The following is an 18,973-nucleotide window of genomic DNA, read 5'->3' as shown; positions in this document are numbered from 1 at the left end:
TCATCGACACTAAAGCACAGTTCATCGCAGAAATAGGAGGATGCGATGAGTGAGAGTGAGTCGAAACCACACGAAGAAATGCAGGTCGAAGGCCGCGTGCACAAGGGCATATTGAACTCGGCCACGGGGCGATGGTTCGGCACGGCGGCGATTGTTGCCATCGGAATGACTTTGGGTGGATACCTTTTGGGTGACGGATTGCTGCGGGCTAAAGAGGCGGAGCGGTCGGTGACCGTGCGCGGTCTCGCCGAACGCGACGTGACAGCCGATCTTGCGACCTGGACGATCACGTATTCGGCGAGCTCCACCAACATTGCCGAGGCGCAGGGTAAGGTGCGCCGCGACACAGCCTCGATTGAAAGCTTCTTTAAAGAGCTTGGGTTTCCCGCAGACGCGCTTCAGCCGACCGGTGCCAATGTATCGAGCTACACCACTCAAGGTGTCACCACATACACCGTCCGCCAGAGAATGGCCTTGCGCACAGAGGATATTGAGCGCGCGCAAAAGGCTGTGGCTCAACAATTCGACTTGGTCGAGCCGAGGCGTCTTCCTCGAGGAGGGCTCCGGCATGAGCTACACCTTCACCAAGCTGAACGATATTAAGCCAGAAATGGTAGCCGAAGCGACCAAGGATGCCCGCTCTTCAGCCCAGCAATTCGCGCAAGACTCGGGTGCTGAGGTCGGAGCGATCAAGGACGCAACCCAAGGCTATTTCTCAATCGAAGCTCGCGATGGTGACGGTGGCGGTTGGGGCAAGAGCGATAGCCCCTATAAGAAGGTTCGCGTCGTCACGACCGTCCACTTCAGCTTGGACTAGACGCACCAGAGCAACGCTGACTGTCGGAAGCTCTCCGGCAAAGGAAAAGGCGCGGACAGCTTCAAAAAGCTTCCGCGCCCTCTTCAAGCCCGTCCCATTGGCGAGCCTAATTCCCAATTGCTAGATGCTAGCGCTCAGAGTGAAAACGATTGCATCATCAACGAAGTCATACTGACCGGCTGGAATATCACCTTCTGCACCGACATATGCGACGCCCAATGAAAGTGGGCCGTAAACGGCAGCTTCTGCGCCGATTGACCAGTCAAATGCCTTGCTGTCGTTTGTGAAGGTCAGGAAGCCATCGGTGTAGCCTAGGTGACCGGTCAAAGTGACCGGAGTGCCAGGAAGACCGACCCCCACGTCGCCATAGACGTAAAAGTTGTCAATGCCGCCAAGCGAATCCTGATCGGGCGCGTATGCGACACCAACGGTCGTTTCTGCTGGACCGAAGGTGAAGCCTAGCGAGCCGTAGAATTCGACATAGTCGAAGTCACCGGGGCCTGCGTCCGGGTAGAGGTACGCGATTACCCCAACGTCAGCCGTCAGACCTTCCGAGATGTCGCCGCTCCAGCCGCCATAGACGTCTACTTCGGTTGAGCCAAAGCCGACGGTATCCTCGTCAAGCGATGATGCCCATGTACCAAGATATATGCCAGCGTCAGTTGAAAGGTCGACACCGCCCTGTATAGCGATTTCGCCACCCGACAAATCGACACCGCGGAAACGGTATTCCGTGGTCAAGGCGACGTTGGCTGAAACGCTAAAGCCGGATTCCCCTTCAGCGTAATTGACTTTCGATGCATCAATCGGAGCGCTCGAACGCTCGATCTCGCTATCGATGACAGTGGTCGTTTCGCTGGTCGCTTCAACAGATTTGTTGTCGCCAGCATCAGCTTCGTTTGCAAGAGCAGGTGCTGCGGAGAGGAGCAGACCTGTAGTAAAAGTAGCGGCAGTAAGGCCGCGGATGGACGTGAGCATTACAACTTCCTTTGTTGTGTTATTGCCTCGTCCCGCCTGCGTGATCAGTGGCCACCATATTATTAACGGTGATCTCGGCTGAATACGAAACATTCGTGCCGAAATATGCCGCACTGCACAAGAGAAATTGCGCGGATTCCTGTGAACAGGCCAAAGTGTGGGTATTATGCACCACCATGGCTCACTTAAGGCATCAGGTTGCCGTTCGCCCTATGACTGACTAAAGCGCTGCTTTGCGCGCGCGGCTCAGGCTCGTACGCGCTGCTATGATGTATAATCATTGATTGCACCCATGTTAAAGAAGCTGCGGCAGATTATCCGTTCGCGCCCTGATGCGCCCAAACCTTCCGTGCCGGAGGGCACTCGCTATTATGCGGTAGGCGATATTCACGTACCGTCTCGACCTGTTCGAAGCTTTGATCGAGGCAATCGAGAAGGATGACAAGAAAGCAGGTGAAGCCGAAACCCACATAATCCTTTTGGGAGATCTGGTTGATCGCGGAAAAGACAGCGCTGGCGTCATTGCTCGCGCCCGCAAATGGAAGAAGAAGCGGGATGTCCGGATCCTTGCGGGCAATCACGAGGAAATGTTTCTCCAAGCCTTCGAAAAAACCGATGTCTTGCGCCATTTCTTGAAGCATGGCGGTCGTGAGACAATCATGAGCTATGGCATATCAAGCAAGCAGTTCAACGCTTGGACGCTGGACGAGCTGTTCGAAGAACTGCCTAAAATTGTGCCTGAAAAGGACCGCAAGTTCCTCTCTAAGTTCGAAGAGATGATCATCGCGGGAGATTATCTTTTCGTTCATGCAGGGATCGACCCAAAGCGTCCGCTCGAAAAGCAAAAGCGCAGTGATATGCTCTGGATCCGGGACCGGTTCCTCAGTCATGAAGGCGACTTTGAGAAGACGGTCGTGCACGGTCACACTATCTTTCCAGACGTAATGGATTGCGGCAATCGGATCGGCGTTGATACAGGGGCGTTCAGGTCAGGCGTGCTGACGGCACTTGTGCTCGAAGGCACAACCAGGCGGACGATCAAAGCCATCGACAAAAACGGAAAAATCAAAACCACAAGCGAAGGATAGGCGCGATGAAAATTGCAATGGTTGGCTCAGGCTATGTTGGCCTCGTATCGGGCGCATGCTTTGCCGATTTTGGCCACGATGTTGTTTGCATCGACAAAGATGAAAACAAGATCGCGCAACTCAAGGACGGCATCATGCCAATCTATGAGCCGGGGCTCGATGCGCTCGTCGCCAGCAACGTCGATGGCGGTCGCCTATCATTCACAAATGATCTCGCCGCCGGGATTGCCGGGGCGCAAGCGATATTCATCGCGGTTGGCACGCCAAGTCGCCGGGGCGATGGGCATGCAGACCTTACCTTTGTTTACGAGGTCGCTCGAGAAGTTGGAGAGAGCCTTGCGAATGACGCCGTCGTCGTAACCAAGTCCACCGTCCCTGTTGGAACGGGCGACGAGGTGGAGCGGATCATCAAAGGCACCGGCGCGACCCACAAGTTTGCAGTGGTCTCAAACCCCGAATTTTTGCGCGAAGGCGCTGCCATTGGCGATTTCAAACGCCCTGACAGGATAGTCATCGGCGCAGAGGATGATTTCGGTCGAGAGGTCATGCGCGAAGTTTATCGTACCGCTGTTCTTGAACGAGTCTCCGATCCTCTTCGTGGGCCGCCGAACTAGCGAGTTGATCAAATATGCGGCAAACGCATTTCTTGCGACCAAGATCACCTTCATCAATGAAATGGCTGATCTGTGCGAGAAAGTTGGTGCTGATGTGCAGGACGTCGCGCGCGGTATCGGGATGGACAATCGTATTGGAGCGAAGTTCCTCCATGCTGGGCCCGGTTATGGGGGATCATGCTTCCCCAAAGACACGCTGGCATTGCTTAAGACTGCCGAGGACTATGACAGCCCAACCCGCATCGTTGAAGCGGTCGTTAAAGTGAATGAGAGCCGCAAACGTGCAATGGGTCGTAAGGTGCTCGATGCTTTAGGTGGCCCAGACGCTGCTCGTGGCAAGAAAGTTGCGATGCTTGGTCTGACGTTCAAGCCGAACACGGACGATATGCGCGATTCACCGGCGATCGCGATCGCCCAAACGCTGGGTGATGCTGGGGTTACGATATCCGCCTACGATCCAGAAGGCATGGAGATCGCCAAGCCGCTCTTGCCCGGCGTGACCATGTGCGTAGAGCCCTACCAAGCGATTGAGGGCGCCGATGCCGTGGCCATAGTGACCGAATGGGATGCGTTCCGCGCTCTAGACCTGGATCGGGTTAAGCAACTCGCAAACGCGCCGGTGCTTGTCGATCTGCGCAATATCTACAACCCGGAAGATATCCGTGCAGCCGGCTTCGATTACTCCAGCATCGGGCGAATTTGACGCTCTGTTAACCATAAATCTGCCAAAAAAGACGGTTCCTGGCCTGAAGCGAAAAGTGCAGGAGTTCTCTGCGTCTCAGCGCTTACGCACACGATTATTTTCACGAATCTCCACTTGATTCACGTTGCGCTCAGCAATTCGAGTCGTGTTCATGCTTAAAATAATGTAACTACCGAGTCGTTTTTCAAAACAACTTAGTGGGGACTTTGTATGATCAGACGGCAGATTCTTTCCAGCGTCGGTGTTTTCGGCTTGGCGGCTGGGCTTGCGGCAACTCCAGCCATGGCTTCAGAAGCTGAGGACGTAAACGAGGACATTTCAGTTGAAGCGCGCGGAGATTTTGCCGGATTTAGGATACAGCGACAATCAGCGGATTTCGATAACCAAATCACTTTGGATTCGTTGATCGCTGAATCACAGTCAAATTTTGACGGAAACGTCACGCGACCCGATCCAGAACTGGTTGTGCGCGATGATGTCGGAGTAGACTTTGGTGACCCTGACAACCTTGCACCTTATGCTGTCCAAATCTTTGTCCAACGGAATTCCGATGGTGGCGTATTTTTCAATTGCACAGGGAGCGTCATCAATCCGCGCACAATCCTGACCGCTGCTCATTGTCTAAACGGCAGCGACGGACCGATCGCAACAACCTCGTCCGAGACATACGGCCTCCCAGAAACAGGGGCTGAGACCACTCTACTTATTGCCACGGGCCAGAGTAGTGCCGATCGCATATTCACATACCTCGGCTCGGGCGTTGGTTATGCCGACGGTGGTGTCGCTCAAAGCACCGACGTAGTCATCCATCCAACCGGCAATGCAGACAATACCGGCCTTGGTTTCCCATGGGCGGACGTCGCATTGGTGGCTGTAGATCTCGCCGATTACCGACGTTCCTGCGCTGCCTATCCTGCTTTCGCCTTTGACCGAGCTGACCCACGTATTACAAGTGGGCTATGGCACAAACGGCACAGGGCTTACTGGTGGTAGCAATGCAGGAAGTCGTTTTCTCCGACGTGTCGGTGAGAACAATCTCGGCCTCATTGGTAGCCTAGGAGATTATATCGACGGTGTCTTCCCAGACTTCGCGCCTTCGACCCAAGTTCTTGGGTTTGAATCTCAGGCTTATTACTGGACCGACTTCGACAACCCAGATCGCACGCCTGAAGAACAAGCAGGCTGTGATTTCACAGGCTCAAATATCAGCTGCAACAGTCTAGCGGTACCGTTCTCGCCATCGACTATTTTGACGGCGATGCGCTCCCACTCGAAGCCGGCACGGCTCCCGGCGATTCCGGATCACCGCTGGTTGCTGATCAACTGGCCGATTTCCCACTTGCGATCGGCGTCCTTTCGGGCGGTTTCGACTTCTTTGGGTTGGGAAGTGCCTATGGCGACGTGAGTTTCTATAATCCGCTCTTTCCTTTCTTTGAATTCATCACCGAGAACACACCCTACAAATATGTCTCTGCCAAAGCCGGTAGTGGTGTTTGGTCAGATGCGTCGCGCTGGACACAAAATCTCGACCCTGGTTTTTTCATTTTCGATGACGACGGCAACCTGGTGAACGGCGTTCCTAATGGAAATGAGCCGGGCATCTTCGCGTCAGGCCCGAAAGTCGGAACGGTCTTGGGCAACGATATCTCGGGCAACCCGACGGATATCACGCCTGGCTTCGAGAACATCGACACCACGCTTCCTGAAAGCTCCGTCCTGCTCGGCCCAGGTTCAACTGGTTTTGTCCCACAGAACACTGACGGGACACCCGGAGTAGCTTTTGCCAATCCTGCTCAATATTTCGAGGTGCACCTTAACCGGTTCGGTCGAACTACAGTCGATCTCGATGTTGAGATCGACAAACTGGTGATCGACAATCTGTTTGCTATCTTCGACCTGCCTGAGGAATATGCCTTCAACACTGTGATTGGCGTTGAACAGCTCTCGGGCGTCTCTGTGATCGACGGCACTATTAGTGGCGGCACATACGGATTGTTCGGCGGCATCCTGACCGGTGACGGCACGATTGCCTCGGATGCGCTTGTGAACGTCGGTGGTTTGATCACGGCAGGCGGCGTCGGTTCGCTTGGAACGCTGACGGTCGACGGTGACTTCCTGCAGACAAGCGATGGCTTGTTGGTCGCGGACATCCTAAAGCGTGGCCGCCGGGTCGACAGTGACCTGATTAGCGTATCGGGCTCAGCTTCGCTTGCTGGCACACTTGCGGTGTTCAATACTCGCGGAAGCCCCCGCTTCGGCAGCACTTTCACCGTGCTAACTGCAGGTGAGATTGACGGAGCGTTTGACGAAACGATCCTCATCGCTCGTAACCCTATTCTAACGGTACCGAAAGCCGGGTTGAAGGTGGCGAGGTCATTGTCGAGATCGGCGCGAGGCGTTTGCGCGATTTGTTCCGAGGCAAGGGTGGCTTGTCTTCGCTTGGCAATGCGCTGGACACACTGCGCTTTGGCGGTCGGTACAACGAGTTCGCGTCGATTTTCAATGTGATCGACACCGCGGGTATCGACACATTGGGTGCTTCGCTGAACTCGCTCATGCCCGTAAACGCATTCAACCAGCAAACTATTGCAAATGGCTTCTCGCAGCGTTTCACCGGCCAGATCGCTCAGCGCACTCTTGCGCTGCGCGGTGCAAACGGTGCAGCAGCAGGCTTCTCTGCAGCGGGCAATGCCGGTTTCGCGATGGGCGGAACCGCTCCGAGCGAAGATGGTCAGATCGGCTTCTTTGGCACAGTCAGCGGATCGTTCCTTGATGCCCGGAGCATTGATCGCTCAAGCGGCGTCAATGCCTTCGAAGAAGCAGCCTTCACCCAAGCTGGTGAGCTCACCATCGGTGCCGACGTTCGCATCAGCGATGGACTAAGCCTTGGTGTTGCGATGACAAACATCCGCAACAGCGATGCAAACACCGGTGCATTCCGCCCTCAGGCAGACCAGAGCCAGTCAGCAGCAGTCTACGCGGCCTATCAGGCTGGTAATGGCTTTGCGGACGCGTATTTCGGCTTTGCCAGCCAGGAGTTTGGCGTCCAGCGCGCCAGCTTGGGCGACTTCCAGAGCAGCTATGACAGCGCAATCGGGAAATCTGATGGTCAGCAAAGTTTCGCTGGCATGCGGATTGGCTATGCTGTTCCGATTGCGAACGGCTTCGAAATGGGTCCGGTGGTCAGCCTGGACTATGTCCGTAACCAACTGGGTAGCTATTCAGAAGTGGGTGCTGGTCAGCTTGGCCTCAACATTCAGGGGCGGACCTTCACCTCTGCGGGTGCGAAACTAGGCATGATGTCATCGCTTGATCTGGATGTCGGTCGCACTGGTAAGATCACGGCGTTCGGCTCGGTCGCATATGCGCGTGAACTCGCCGACACGACAGATACAGTCAGCGCCAACTTCTTCGGTGCGCCAGAAGCGGCCTTCCAGATTAGCAACCAGCTCGATCCGGAATGGGTCTCGATCAATGCTGGCGCAGAAATGCAGCTTTCGGACAACGTCAAAGCTGGCATTTCCGTGACTTCCGATCTTGGCCGCGGCGTGCTGACCAACAACCAGGGCCGCGCTTCGCTGACCTGGAAGTTCTAAGCTTAGCGACAAATTGAAATCGGCAAGGCCGGGCTCTTCGCAAGAAGGGTCCGGCCTTTTCACATCTTGAGTCCGGGACCGGCATCAAGGGGCACAATGGTCTGCCCAGCGCTTGTATCCTATGCTAATCACAGCGCTAGAAGACGAGGCTAATGCAACCACATGGAGTAAAATCATGATCGATACGCTGAGCTGGCTTTCGAACATTTTCATATTCGTGGTCGGCGTGCTGCTGGCAGGCATCGTCGTTTTGTTCTTCATTGATCGCTTCCAGACATCCGACGCTGTCCGGCGCAATTACCCTGTGATTGGCCGCCTGCGTTATGTCTTCTCGGAATTGGGTGAGTTCTTCCGCCAATACTTTTTCGCCATGGATCGCGAGGAAATGCCGTTCAACCGGGCTCAGCGCGACTGGGTTTATGATGCGGCAGGCAACAAGTCGACCAATGTTGCCTTCGGATCGACTCGCAATCTCGACCCCGTTGGAACGCCGATCTTCGTCAACTGCCCTTGGCCTACGCTGGAGGCCGATGCGGTGGAGACGACGCCTCTCATCATCGGCGAAGGCGCCGCGCGCACGCCCTATGCTGCTCCCTCGCTCTTCAACATTTCCGGAATGAGCTATGGCGCGCTATCCACGCCCGCGGTTCGCGCGCTCTCAAATGGGGCCGCCAAAGCCGGATGTTGGATGAATACCGGCGAAGGCGGCTTGTCCCCGCATCATCTCGAAGGCGGCTGCGACATCGTCTTCCAGATCGGGACAGCCAAGTACGGCGTCCGAGACAAGGAAGGCAACCTCTCGGACGAGAAGCTGCGCGAGGTTGCCGCCCATGATGAGGTCCGCATGTTCGAGATCAAGCTCTCTCAAGGTGCGAAGCCTGGAAAAGGCGGCATCCTGCCCGCAGCCAAGGTGAATGAAGAGATCGCCGAAATCCGCGGTATCGAGCCGCACACCGCCTCTATCTCGCCTAACCGTCATCCCGATATCGGCAATATCGACGATCTGCTCGACGCGATTGCGCACATCCGCGAAGTGACGGGCAAGCCGGTCGGCTTCAAGACCGTGATCGGCGCCTATGGCTGGCTAGAAGAGCTATTTGGCGCAATCAATGAGCGTGGAGCACAGAGCGCTCCTGATTTCATCACCGTCGATGGGGGTGATGGCGGTACTGGCGCTGCACCGCTGCCACTTATCGACAATGTCGGACTGACCTTACGTGAAGCGCTGCCGATGCTGGTCGATCTGCGCGACAAGCACGGCCTGAAAAACCGCATCCGGGTCATTGCAAGCGGCAAACTCGTCACGCCAAGCGAGGTTGCATGGGCAATGTGCGCGGGCGCCGATTTCGTCATCTCCGCGCGCGGCTTCATGTTTGCGCTTGGCTGTATCCAGGCGATGAAGTGCAACAAGAACACCTGCCCCACCGGCATCACCACGCACGATCCGAGCCTCCAGCGCGGCCTCGACCCCGCAGACAAGGCGATCAAAGTTGCGAACTTCGTCAAGCAGATGCGCAAGGAAGTGGGCGTAATCGCGCACAGCGTCGGCGTGACCAACCCGCGAGCAATGAAGCGGTATCATGTTCGGATTGTGTGCGCGGATGGACGCTCTAGACCGCTCGATGAGCTCTACCCGAACGCCGGCATGCAGGCGGCTTGAACCCTTTTCATTTCGCATCGCGATTGCGACCCGATCTGAGCCAGTCCGACTGGTTTGCGGGCAGAGCATCGATGCGGATCTAGCGAGGATATGGTCGCAGATTCGACTAAGAAGACAAGAAAGCGTCAGGGGGCCGCATAAGCCGGGTTCTGTCTTGACGGTGGTATCCCAAGGGACCTTCCCGCCAAGGGCAGCCATTCATCTAGGCGACCTGTTGCCAAGCCGCTCAAGCAGCCAACCCGGGTCTCTCGCGGCGAAGCGCCACTGCTTTTCAGCGCGAGACCCCTATTTGGCCTTGCTCCGGGTGGGGTTTGCCATGCGGACGCTGTTACCAGAGCCCCGGTGCGCTTTTACCGCACCCTTTCACCCTTGCCTGTGAGGTTTAGCCTCCATCGGCGGTATACTCTCTGTGGCACTTTCCCTGTGCTTGCGCACGGCGGGCGTTACCCGCCACCCTTGCTTCGTGGAGCCCGGACTTTCCTCGAACCGGTAAAACCTGCTCGCGGCTGCCTTGGCCCCCTGACACGCTCGATTTAGGGCGTAAGGACCGAACTGCCAAGCCTTCCCTAGGCTGGCTATCGCGAAATGCCGCGGTCGCGGTCAAGCAGCAATTGGAACAGGATCGCACCGATTTGCTGGTCAATCACGCCGTCGATCAGCTCGGGTCGCCAACGGCGTTGAAACGCCTCGACCGCTTTGATGCCCGCCGTGATGTCATAGCCGAACCGCTCCAGCGCGAGGTAAAACGCCCCATCCGTGTCAAACGGATCGCCAAGGTCGAGCTTGTCCGGCTTGGCAAGGCAAAGCCCGTAATCCGCGACCCGGTCCCAGGGGAACAGCTCGCCCGGATCGATCTTACGCGCAGGGGCTACGTCTGAATGGCCCACGACATTGGCACGCGGGATGTCATATTGCTTTACGATCCGCGCCATCAATGGGACCAAAGCCTCGATCTGAGCGTCAGCGAACTCGCGATAACCGAGGCCATGGCCCGGGTGCTGCAGCTCAATCCCGACACTGGCTGAATTTACGTCTTTCTCGCCGCGCCAGTACGACTGGCCCGCATGCCAGGCGCGCTTGTCTTCGGGCACCAACCGCGTGACCTCGCCCTCTTCGCTGATCAGGTAATGCGCGCTAACCCCTGCATCGGGATCGCATAGGCGGTTAATCGACACCTCCGCGCTCTCAAGCTCGGTGTAGTGCACGACCAGCATGTTGATCGGCACTTTGCGTTCGTTGAAATTGGGCGAGAGGCGTTCGGCGTGGACCAGCTCGTCGCCAGTGCCTGAACCGTTGCCTCCCCCGCCGCTCATCGCTCTACCCGATCATCCCTTCGGGTTGCGGTATAACAGCGCCCATAACCAGTGCCGTATCGGTCACTTTATATTGCAGGCCGCCACCGCACTCCTCGGCTAGCTGCGCGATCATATACGCGGCAGCGGTACGGCTGCTGAGCTCGCCAGCGCCAATCTCGTTCTGCAGGAAACGCCCGATCGTCTCGTCAAAAGCGATACGGTCACCATTGGCACGCACCACAATTTCGACATTGCCGTCTTGTAGCTCTGCCCCGATATCCATCGTGCCGCCGCGGATCAGCGCATCAAGACCGATCTGAGCAAGGTTGAGCATCACTTTGATCGCCGGCTTGGGCAGGGTTTTTTCAGTGATCGCCCAGTTGAGCTTGGTGTCCTTTGCATCCGACGCGAGTGCTTCGATCACGTCATGCGCCTCTTCCACAGGAACCGCTTCGCCAAAGCCGCCAGCTGCGCCGAACGCCAGCCGAAAGAACTTCAATTTATCCGTGCTGATCTTGGCGCTTTGTTCGAGCAGCTCTATCACTTTGCCACGCATTTCGGGATCTTGCTCTTCTGCGAGCAATTCCAATCCGTTTGAAAGCGCGCCCACTGGTGAGAGCATATCGTGGCAAAGGCGCGAGCAAAGCAGGCTCGCTAGATCAGTTGGTGACGTCATGAGATGTGTCTTAGCCCTCCAATTCGTGCGTGCCTAGCCATTCAAACCTGCCTTCCCCCGCACGGAACAGGCCCAGCTCTCGTTTCGCCGCAATCGCCCAAATTGCCCCGTCTTTGGCGGCGACTTCCTCGTCGGTGGAAGAAGGAGCCGCTGGCCCGCATGGATGCGAGTGGAAATAGCCGATCACTTGCGGCCCCCCATCGCGCGCAGACCGATGCGCATCAATCAATGCCTGCGGATCGATCTCAAAATGGGTTTCTGGCGTGGCATGAACATTGCGCGCCTCGACAAAGCCGGTGATCTGGTCATCTTCGCCGGTCAGAATGCCGCATGCTTCTTGAGGATGCGAAGCTTCGGCAGCACGCGACAGCGCTTTGATTACATCTCTTGTCACGCTGATCGGCATCGCGCATGGCCCTAGCATGTCTGGTTCGCAAGTCATCACCGGGGAAATTACTGCGCCAGCGCGATTGGACAAGGCGCTGGCCGAAGCGACCGAGCTTTCGCGTGCTCGAATCCAGACCTTGATCGCAGAGGGCCGCGTGACGGTCGATGGCGCGCTTACCACCTCGGCGAGCGCGAAAGCCGCAGAAGGGGCTACATTCTATATCTCCGTGCCCGCAGCGGTCGAAGCCGAGGCCAAGCCGCAAGACATACCGCTCGATGTTGTCTTCGAGGATGAACACCTGATCGTCATCAACAAACCTGCTAGAATGGTTGTACATCCAGCCGCGGGCAATCCCGATGGTACGTTGGTCAACGCGCTGCTGCACCACTGTCACGGCACATTAAGCGGCATTGGCGGCGTCACGCGTCCTGGCATCGTCCACCGGATCGACAAGGATACGTCCGGCCTACTGGTGATCGCCAAATCCGATGCCGCACATGAAGGGCTCGCCGCGCAATTCGCCGAGCACACGGTCCACCGCCGGTACATCGCCATTTGCGGCGGAATTCCGCCAGAGAAAGAGGGCACGATCGAGAGCAGAATTGGCCGTTCTGACGCCAACCGCAAGAAAATGGCTGTGCTCGACAAGAAATCCTCGCGCGGCAAACATGCGGTAACCCATTATAAGGTACTTTCGCGGCACGAATCGAGCGCAGTGTTCGAATGCCGGCTCGAGACCGGGCGGACCCATCAGGTTCGCGTTCACTGTGCGTCAATTGGTCATCCGCTATTGGGAGATCCGATCTACGGAAAAACGCCAAAGTCCTTGAAACCCCTGCTTTCAAAGCTCGGATTCGCGCGGCAAGCCCTGCACGCGGCAGAATTGGGTTTCCTACACCCCATTTTGGATAAAAAAGTCAGCTTTTGCGCGGATTTACCCCCTGATATGCAGGAACTAATCGACGAACTTATGCGTTTTAATCGATGAAAGGTGCAGCATTTTTCGCTTGTGCCTCGTATATGTAACCGAGTGGCCCGAAAAATCGGATGCTCATCAGAGGTCCGGTCACAGAGGTCGACGTAAGAAAGGTTGGAAACACAGTGAGTAACACCAAAACCACAGTTCCGGCGTTGAGCGGAGAGCAAAGCCTCAACCGCTATCTGTCGGAGATCAAAAAGTACCCGGTTTTGACGGCAGAGCAGGAATATATGCTCGCCAAACGCTATCAGGAACATGAGGACCCAGAGGCCGCATCGCAGCTGGTCTCAAGCCACCTGCGGCTCGTGGCCAAGATTGCTATGGGTTATCGCGGCTATGGCCTGCCGGTCAGCGACCTCATTTCAGAGGGCAATGTTGGCCTGATGCAGGGCGTCAAGAAATTCGAGCCCGATCGGGGATTCCGCCTCGCGACCTACGCGATGTGGTGGATCAAGGCCTCGATGCAGGAGTTTATTCTGCGCAGCTGGTCGCTCGTGAAAATGGGGACCACTGCGGCTCAGAAGAAGCTTTTCTTCAACCTGCGTCGGATGAAGAAGCAGCTCGAAGCATACGAAGACACCGACCTGTCGCCAGAGGACGTGACCAAGATCGCGACCGATCTAGGCGTGCCGGAACAGGAAGTCATCAACATGAACCGCCGGATGATGATGGGCGGCGATGGCTCGCTCAACACGCCGATGCGCAATGGCGAAGACGGTTCTGGCGAATGGCAGGATTGGCTGACCGATGATCGTCCGCTTCAGGATGAGATGGTTGCCGATGCGGAAGAGGCCAATGTGCGGCACGAAATGTTGCAAGAGGCCATGGGTAGCCTGAACGAACGTGAGCAACACATTCTCACCGAACGCCGCCTGACGGAAAAGCCGCAGACATTGGAAGAGCTGTCACAGGTCTATGACGTATCGCGTGAGCGCATCCGTCAGATCGAAGTGCGCGCCTTTGAGAAGCTGCAAAAGGCGATGCAGCGGATCGCGGGCGAGCGGCTACTGCCTAGCGTGGCGTAAGCGCTAGTCCGGTAGACGCGCCAACAGCGCGTCGAACACCGAAACATCGAAGCGCCGGGGGTCATCCTCCGGCGTTTTGGTTTTTATGTCCGCCAACAGAGCGCGCTTTTCTGGGAAGGTAAACGCGACGCGGTCGGGTAAGACGTCCGCTACCGCCCCAAACCAGTTCATCAAATGCGGTTGCAGCGCCAGATGCATGTCGAACCGGCTGCGAGTGCGGGTCGTGTCGCCCTCTTTCTGAGCGCGAGCGACATGAGGTGCTATCGGTTTGACCAAGTAACGATTGGCGAAGCCTAAGCGCTTCTTGGCCACAGCTTCGCGCGCAATCGGCATGGCGGCGTTGAACACTTCGAAGGTCTTGAACCCCGCGCGCGCCAAGCACCAGTCAAAATGAAACTTGAACGGCTCAGTATCGCAAATAGCAAAGCCGTGCTCACGCTCGACTTCCAGCGCCGCTTGAAAGCGGCGCACGTTGTGCTCCACCCAATAAGCTGCATGAACTTCAGCGGGCTCATCGACTGCAAGCACTGGCGCTCGTTCGGGAAACTCAGGCACCCAGTGCGCTTCGCCAAATTGCTTAGCATAGGTCGATTTCCCAGCTGCGCTTATGCCTTCAATGACGATGATCATGGAGCGCTCATGCGCAGCGAGCGCGTCGTGGTCAATTGCACACTGCAAAAACGAAGGCTAATCGCACCGGAATGATCCGCACGCTCGCTCGCATCACGGCCAAGGTCATCCTGTGGTTTATCGCGATCAGCCTTGGTCTTGTGATCCTCTTCAAATTTGTGCCCGTGCCCTACACCGCCACGATGGCGATGGACTCGAACGGCGCGACCAAGGATTGGGAGAGCCTCGACAATATCGATCCGAACCTCGTCGCGGCGGTGATCGCGGCCGAAGACAGCAAGTTCTGCTCGCACAATGGCTTCGACACTGAGGCGATCGAGAAAGCGATCGAGAACAACGCCGCGGGCAAGCGGATTCGCGGCGGTTCCACGATCTCTCAGCAGACCGCCAAGAATGTCTTTCTGTGGCAAGGCGGCGGGTATTTCCGCAAAGGGATCGAGGCCTATTTCGCGTTCCTGATCGAGAAGATCTGGGGCAAGAGGCGGATCATAGAAGTCTATCTCAATGTCGCTGAGACAGGCATCGGCACCTATGGCGCGGAGGCCGGTGCGCAGCGCTATTTCGACAAATCTGCTGCGAATTTGAGCACTATGGAAGCAGCGCGCATGGCGGCTCGCCCTGCCCCTGCCCAAGAAACGCGCGGTGATTGGGCCGAGCGGTTGGCTCGCGCGTCATGGCAACACGATCAACGCCCGGATTGGCGTGGTAAAGCGTGACGGGCTGGCATCGTGCGTCTATGAATAGCCGCATGGGGCACGGACACAGCCACACGCACAACCACTCGCATGCTCCGGGTCGCGGTGATGGCGACACCGACTGCCACGGATTGCATGACCATCACGGCCATCACCATGCGCCCAAGGATTTTGGCAACGCATTCATCTTCGCGATCCTGCTCAACTCGCTGTTCGTCGTGGTCGAGGCGACCTTCGGCCTCCTTTATGGCTCGATGGCGCTGGTAGCGGATGCGGGGCACAATCTGTCCGACGTGCTCGCTCTGCTGCTGGCATGGGCGGCAAACTATGCGGCGAAGCGCCCGCCGACAGAACGCTACACTTACGGCTTTAAAAGCTCGACCATCCTGGCAGCGCTGACCAACGCACTGCTCCTTGCGATTGCTATCGGCGCGATCCTGTTCGAGACGTTCCATCGCCTGTTCGAACCGCAAGAGCCGCAGGGTATTGTGATGATGATCGTCGCCGGGATCGGTGTTCTGATCAACACCGGCACGGCCATGCTATTTCTACGCGGACAAGAAGACCTCAATATCAGAGGCGCTTATCTCCATATGGCCGCCGATGCGCTGGTTTCGGTCGGCGTCGTCATCGCAGGCCTCGCGATTGTGCTGACTGGCCTGTGGTGGATCGATCCGCTGGTGAGCTTCGCAATCGTCGCGATGATCGCTTGGGGAACCTGGGGTCTCGCCAAGGATAGTTTGAAGATGGGCCTACTTGCAGTTCCTGCAAGGATTGACGTTGGCGAAGTGCGCCGTCATTTGGCGGGTCTGGAAGGGGTAGAAACCGTGCATGATCTGCATATCTGGCCAATGTCGACTACCGAGACCGCGCTGACCGCGCATCTCGTGATGCCGGGCGCGCCGTGTTCAGACGAGTTTCTGCACCAAATCGCCCACTCGCTCGAAGATCGCTTTGGCATCAACCATGCGACTATTCAGGTTGAGCGCGGCGACAGCGCCGATTGCGGCACGGGCTGTTGATGGCAACCATGTCTTCTTCCACCCCAACCCCGGCCAGCGCAGAGGCGCGCGAGGCACTGAAGGCGGCGATGGTTCGCCTCGCTGAGGGTGACCGCGCGGCTCTTGAAGAAATTTATACCGCGACCCGAGTGAAACTGTTCGGGATTTGCCTGCGTATCTTAGGCGATAGAAAGGAAGCCGAGGACGCCTTGCAAGACGTCTATGTTAATCTGTGGCAGAAAGCCGATCGCTATGATCCCACGCGGGCAAGCCCGATTTCGTGGTTGGCGACGTTCGCCCGCAATCGGGCGATTGACCGGCTTCGCACCGGCAAGGTTCGCGGCGGTGCAGTTCCTGTTGAAGAAGCCAGCCCGCTACCCGATGAGGCTCCATTGGCTGATGCGCTGATGGTCGATGCCGAGCAAAGCGCGCAAATTCACACTTGTATCGAAACGCTCGATGACCGCGCCAAACGCTTTATCCGCGCAGCCTTTTTCGATGGAAAAACCTATGCGCAATTGGCCGAGAGTGCTGACGTGCCGCTGGGCACGATGAAAAGCTGGATCCGCCGCGGGCTACAACGCCTGCGCGCTTGCCTGGAGGCGAGCGAATGAGCGAGGAAAAAGACATCAAGCACGATAACCCCATGATGGCAGCCGAGTTCTCGCTCGGCCTGCTGGAGGGTGAAGAGCTGCTCACGGCGCGCGGTAAGCTCGCGACCGATCCAGAATTCGCGGCCCGCAAAGATTGGTGGGATAATTGGTTCGCGCCATGGACCGACGAGATGCCCGGCGTGGAGCCGAGCGAGGATGTCTGGCGCCAGATACACGCTCGCATTGCCATCGCTGAAGAAGGCACTGCTGTGAAAGGCGGGACCTCGAGCGCTCAGATCATCGACCTCAATGCAAAGGTGCGTCGTTGGCAATGGACGGCCGGGATTACCTCCGCCGCAGCCGCCGTGGCGCTCGCCTTCCTGGCCTTCCCAAGCGGCACTCCGGGAACACAGCCCGGACCTTTGCCTACGGCAACAGTTGCGACAGCTGACCCGCTGATGGCGACCGTGCCAATCGGCGAGACGGGCCTGCGGCTCGACGTCACATACCTGCCCGATAGCGAACGCATGATGGTGACTGCCATCGGCCTCACCGCTGACGGAGTGCACGATCACGAATTGTGGCTTGTCCCGGCAGATGGCAGCGAGTTGCAATCGCTCGGTGTAGTTGCGCCAGGCGAGGTGCGTAGTGTGACGCTGCCCGATAACATCGCTCGGAAAATGGGTGACGGGGTTGAGGTGGTGCTTACCCGCGAGCCGATCGGCGGCAAGCCAGAAGGCGAAGATGCCGGCCCGGTAGTCGCGCAAGGCGCTTTCACACAGGTCTGAAGCTTATCTGGCCTTTGCAGGACGGAAACTCTGCCAAAGTCCGGGTTGCTTGCGCACTGCCGCAATATCCGTCTTTCCGTTGAAGAGCAGCCGCACAATCGCGTGGCGGCGCACCAGCAGCTCATGAATGGCGATCACCGTGCCCGCCGCTGCCAAAGTCAGGACCGTGAATTCGAGCGCAATCGGCCAATCGAGCGGCACGAGCATCCGGCCATAGATATAGACCAGGCAGTGGTGGAACAGATACATCGACAGCGCACAATCAGCGAGCCATGCAGTGCGCGGGCTGGGATCAGCGAAGTAGCGATGGAAGAATTGCAGGATGAACAGCACCAGCACCCAGATCGCCAGCTGATTGGCAAACAGCATCGCCATCGCCTCAACTAAGCCCTGATCAGGTTGCGCGTACGGTTGCAATCCAATCGCAACGATTGCCGCAACCGGCATCCAGCTGCGCCACTGGAAGAGACGCTTGAGCAAGCTCGGCGACAGCGCCGTCATGACGCCAAGTACGAAAAACGGAAACTCGCTCACCAGCTTGTACCAGCTCTGAAAGCCGGGAAAGATCAGATCATAAGCGCCCGGGACCTGGCTCGCGATGGCGAAATTCAATGTATTCGCCCCTGCCAGCACTAACAGAAACAGCGCGAATGCCCAGCTCTTGTCGAGTAGGCCAGCAATGGTGTCGGACAGAAAAACCGCGCCGCGACGCGCCGCGGATTGATCGGGCAACACCTTGTGGATCACACCTGCGAGGATGAACATCGGTACAAGGCTGACGAGGAACCACAGGTGCAACGCCCATTCGCCGCTCGCCCAGACCCGAACGAAGTCCTCGCTCGCGATCCATGTGCTCACACCACTTAGCCCGCTATTGTCGACCCAGCGCAGGTAATGTTCTACCATGTTGAACGTGACCGCGATGGTGACCAGCGGGATGACAGTGCGCAGGAACCGGTTCCAGAGGAAATCGGTAAATGTCCTGCGCGACAGCAACATCACCGCGAAGAAGCCGCCGACGAAAAAGAAGGTCGGCGTGATAAACAGGTGAAATCCAAAGATCAGCCAATCGAAGAAATCGTGCCGATCTGTATTGCCGGTGATCCACGGGCGCGCGGGCGCATATACCGTTCCGGCATGCAGCGCGACTGACAGGAACATCAGCACAGAGCGCGCTCCGTCGATGTCATGGAAGTGAGGCTTGGCTGAATTTGTCATGCTTTCTTCGCGAAAGTGTCCGTGGATCCGTCGGCTTTAGCCGAGCAGATAAAGCAGCAGAAACCGCCCACGTTGAAGCGCGAAGGGTTGCCGTGTTCGAAAATCAAACACTCGGCTTGAAAGTGTTAACGCCATCTGGGTCTGGGTCGGGAAAAAGCGCTCCAATCACCTCGCGATAATATTTTTGCGTCCGGTATGCTCAGCCTTGCGTAACTCATCATGCAAGGAC

At 57.2% G+C, this 18,973-nt stretch carries 16 protein-coding genes, 1 other RNA gene and 3 pseudogenes; 13 read left to right on the top strand and 7 right to left on the bottom strand.

Annotated elements, in window-relative coordinates; all coding sequences use genetic code 11:
* The first annotated feature begins 78 nt into the window (after positions 1 to 78).
* A pseudogene (locus ACZ1GU_RS03635) lies at positions 79 to 817 on the top strand (SIMPL domain-containing protein).
* A gap of 120 nt (positions 818 to 937) precedes the next feature.
* Here ACZ1GU_RS03635 and ACZ1GU_RS03630 read toward each other — a convergent pair.
* Complete coding sequence (locus tag ACZ1GU_RS03630) at positions 938 to 1,795, bottom strand: TorF family putative porin (RefSeq protein ID WP_472646736.1); 858 nt, start codon at positions 1,793 to 1,795, stop codon at positions 938 to 940.
* Positions 1,796 to 2,211: 416 nt separating this feature from the next.
* Here ACZ1GU_RS03630 and ACZ1GU_RS03625 point away from each other — a divergent pair, with 416 nt between their 5' ends.
* The 6 genes and pseudogenes from ACZ1GU_RS03625 to ACZ1GU_RS03600 all read left to right on the top strand — a co-directional run bounded on the left by ACZ1GU_RS03625 (position 2,212) and on the right by ACZ1GU_RS03600 (position 9,456).
* On the top strand, positions 2,212 to 2,883 hold the full coding sequence (locus ACZ1GU_RS03625) for a metallophosphoesterase (RefSeq protein WP_472646735.1): 672 nt from the start codon (positions 2,212 to 2,214) through the stop codon (positions 2,881 to 2,883).
* 5 nt (positions 2,884 to 2,888) lie between these two features.
* Positions 2,889 to 4,200, top strand: a pseudogene (locus ACZ1GU_RS03620) (UDP-glucose dehydrogenase family protein).
* A 210-nt stretch (positions 4,201 to 4,410) separates the two neighbouring features.
* Positions 4,411 to 5,193 (top strand): trypsin-like serine protease, encoded by a 783-nt coding sequence (locus tag ACZ1GU_RS03615; RefSeq protein WP_472646734.1) that lies wholly within the window; start codon positions 4,411 to 4,413, stop codon positions 5,191 to 5,193.
* Between the two features lie 408 nt (positions 5,194 to 5,601).
* Positions 5,602 to 6,708 (top strand): hypothetical protein, encoded by a 1,107-nt coding sequence (locus tag ACZ1GU_RS03610; protein WP_472646733.1) that lies wholly within the window; start codon positions 5,602 to 5,604, stop codon positions 6,706 to 6,708.
* Positions 6,630 to 7,796 (top strand): autotransporter outer membrane beta-barrel domain-containing protein, encoded by a 1,167-nt coding sequence (locus ACZ1GU_RS03605; RefSeq protein WP_472646731.1) that lies wholly within the window; start codon positions 6,630 to 6,632, stop codon positions 7,794 to 7,796. The genes ACZ1GU_RS03610 and ACZ1GU_RS03605 overlap by 79 nt, the downstream gene beginning before the upstream one ends.
* 175 nt (positions 7,797 to 7,971) lie before the next feature.
* The gene (locus tag ACZ1GU_RS03600) at positions 7,972 to 9,456 is read left to right on the top strand and encodes an FMN-binding glutamate synthase family protein (RefSeq protein ID WP_472646730.1); all 1,485 of its coding nucleotides are present in this window, start codon (positions 7,972 to 7,974) and stop codon (positions 9,454 to 9,456) included.
* A 122-nt stretch (positions 9,457 to 9,578) separates the two neighbouring features.
* Here ACZ1GU_RS03600 and rnpB read toward each other — a convergent pair.
* From rnpB to ACZ1GU_RS03580, 4 genes are all read right to left on the bottom strand, one after another.
* An RNA gene (gene rnpB, locus ACZ1GU_RS03595) (RNase P RNA component class A) lies at positions 9,579 to 9,978 on the bottom strand.
* A gap of 53 nt (positions 9,979 to 10,031) precedes the next feature.
* Positions 10,032 to 10,769: an N-acetylmuramoyl-L-alanine amidase gene (locus ACZ1GU_RS03590; RefSeq protein ID WP_472646729.1), complete on the bottom strand. Its 738-nt coding sequence runs from the start codon at positions 10,767 to 10,769 to the stop codon at positions 10,032 to 10,034.
* Between the two features lie 4 nt (positions 10,770 to 10,773).
* On the bottom strand, positions 10,774 to 11,427 hold the full coding sequence (locus tag ACZ1GU_RS03585; RefSeq protein WP_472646728.1) for a histidine phosphotransferase family protein: 654 nt from the start codon (positions 11,425 to 11,427) through the stop codon (positions 10,774 to 10,776).
* Positions 11,428 to 11,437: 10 nt separating this feature from the next.
* Positions 11,438 to 11,821, bottom strand: a complete 384-nt coding sequence (locus tag ACZ1GU_RS03580; RefSeq protein ID WP_472646727.1) for a M67 family metallopeptidase — start codon at positions 11,819 to 11,821, stop codon at positions 11,438 to 11,440.
* A 28-nt stretch (positions 11,822 to 11,849) separates the two neighbouring features.
* On the opposite strand from ACZ1GU_RS03580, the gene ACZ1GU_RS03575 reads away from it, so the two are divergent.
* Both ACZ1GU_RS03575 and rpoH read left to right on the top strand, forming a co-directional pair.
* Positions 11,850 to 12,803: an RluA family pseudouridine synthase gene (locus tag ACZ1GU_RS03575; protein ID WP_472646726.1), complete on the top strand. Its 954-nt coding sequence runs from the start codon at positions 11,850 to 11,852 to the stop codon at positions 12,801 to 12,803.
* A gap of 59 nt (positions 12,804 to 12,862) precedes the next feature.
* Complete coding sequence (gene rpoH, locus ACZ1GU_RS03570; protein ID WP_472646725.1) at positions 12,863 to 13,819, top strand: RNA polymerase sigma factor RpoH; 957 nt, start codon at positions 12,863 to 12,865, stop codon at positions 13,817 to 13,819.
* 3 nt (positions 13,820 to 13,822) lie between these two features.
* Here rpoH and ACZ1GU_RS03565 read toward each other — a convergent pair whose 3' ends face one another.
* Positions 13,823 to 14,449 carry a hypothetical protein gene (locus tag ACZ1GU_RS03565; RefSeq protein WP_472646724.1) on the bottom strand — a complete coding sequence of 209 codons (627 nt, stop codon included), beginning with the start codon at positions 14,447 to 14,449 and terminating at the stop codon, positions 13,823 to 13,825.
* Positions 14,450 to 14,520: 71 nt separating this feature from the next.
* Between ACZ1GU_RS03565 and mtgA the strand changes: the two are divergent.
* From mtgA to ACZ1GU_RS03545, 4 genes and pseudogenes are all read left to right on the top strand, one after another.
* A pseudogene (gene mtgA, locus ACZ1GU_RS03560) lies at positions 14,521 to 15,193 on the top strand (monofunctional biosynthetic peptidoglycan transglycosylase).
* A 4-nt stretch (positions 15,194 to 15,197) separates the two neighbouring features.
* Entirely contained in the window at positions 15,198 to 16,166 is a 969-nt protein-coding gene (locus ACZ1GU_RS03555; RefSeq protein WP_472648702.1) for a cation diffusion facilitator family transporter, read from the top strand.
* 8 nt (positions 16,167 to 16,174) lie between these two features.
* Complete coding sequence (locus ACZ1GU_RS03550) at positions 16,175 to 16,759, top strand: sigma-70 family RNA polymerase sigma factor (RefSeq protein ID WP_472646723.1); 585 nt, start codon at positions 16,175 to 16,177, stop codon at positions 16,757 to 16,759.
* Positions 16,756 to 17,526 (top strand): anti-sigma factor, encoded by a 771-nt coding sequence (locus ACZ1GU_RS03545; protein ID WP_472646722.1) that lies wholly within the window; start codon positions 16,756 to 16,758, stop codon positions 17,524 to 17,526. Before ACZ1GU_RS03550 ends, ACZ1GU_RS03545 begins: the two co-directional genes overlap by 4 nt.
* 3 nt (positions 17,527 to 17,529) lie before the next feature.
* Here the strand turns inward: ACZ1GU_RS03545 and ACZ1GU_RS03540 are convergent, their stop codons facing one another.
* Entirely contained in the window at positions 17,530 to 18,744 is a 1,215-nt protein-coding gene (locus ACZ1GU_RS03540; RefSeq protein WP_472646721.1) for an acyltransferase family protein, read from the bottom strand.
* Positions 18,745 to 18,973: the final 229 nt, after the last annotated feature.

The sequence above is a fragment of the Erythrobacter sp. HA7-11 genome (assembly GCF_055693605.1).
The sequence above is the reverse complement of the archived record's forward strand: the minus strand, read 5'-3'. Positions and strand labels throughout refer to the sequence as shown.

What these genes read in the sequence shown, in the direction of transcription:
- ACZ1GU_RS03540 (WP_472646721.1), bottom strand. Translation starts at nt 18,744, where the DNA reads ATGACAAATTCAGCCAAGCCTCACTTCCATGACATCGACGGAGCGCGC.
- rpoH (WP_472646725.1), top strand. Translation starts at nt 12,863, where the DNA reads ATGCTCATCAGAGGTCCGGTCACAGAGGTCGACGTAAGAAAGGTTGGA.
- ACZ1GU_RS03590 (WP_472646729.1), bottom strand. Translation starts at nt 10,769, where the DNA reads ATGAGCGGCGGGGGAGGCAACGGTTCAGGCACTGGCGACGAGCTGGTC.
- ACZ1GU_RS03600 (WP_472646730.1), top strand. Translation starts at nt 7,972, where the DNA reads ATGATCGATACGCTGAGCTGGCTTTCGAACATTTTCATATTCGTGGTC.
- ACZ1GU_RS03550 (WP_472646723.1), top strand. Translation starts at nt 16,175, where the DNA reads ATGTCTTCTTCCACCCCAACCCCGGCCAGCGCAGAGGCGCGCGAGGCA.
- ACZ1GU_RS03565 (WP_472646724.1), bottom strand. Translation starts at nt 14,449, where the DNA reads ATGATCATCGTCATTGAAGGCATAAGCGCAGCTGGGAAATCGACCTAT.
- ACZ1GU_RS03615 (WP_472646734.1), top strand. Translation starts at nt 4,411, where the DNA reads ATGATCAGACGGCAGATTCTTTCCAGCGTCGGTGTTTTCGGCTTGGCG.
- ACZ1GU_RS03630 (WP_472646736.1), bottom strand. Translation starts at nt 1,795, where the DNA reads ATGCTCACGTCCATCCGCGGCCTTACTGCCGCTACTTTTACTACAGGT.
- ACZ1GU_RS03555 (WP_472648702.1), top strand. Translation starts at nt 15,198, where the DNA reads ATGGGGCACGGACACAGCCACACGCACAACCACTCGCATGCTCCGGGT.
- ACZ1GU_RS03585 (WP_472646728.1), bottom strand. Translation starts at nt 11,427, where the DNA reads ATGACGTCACCAACTGATCTAGCGAGCCTGCTTTGCTCGCGCCTTTGC.
- ACZ1GU_RS03545 (WP_472646722.1), top strand. Translation starts at nt 16,756, where the DNA reads ATGAGCGAGGAAAAAGACATCAAGCACGATAACCCCATGATGGCAGCC.
- ACZ1GU_RS03575 (WP_472646726.1), top strand. Translation starts at nt 11,850, where the DNA reads ATGTCTGGTTCGCAAGTCATCACCGGGGAAATTACTGCGCCAGCGCGA.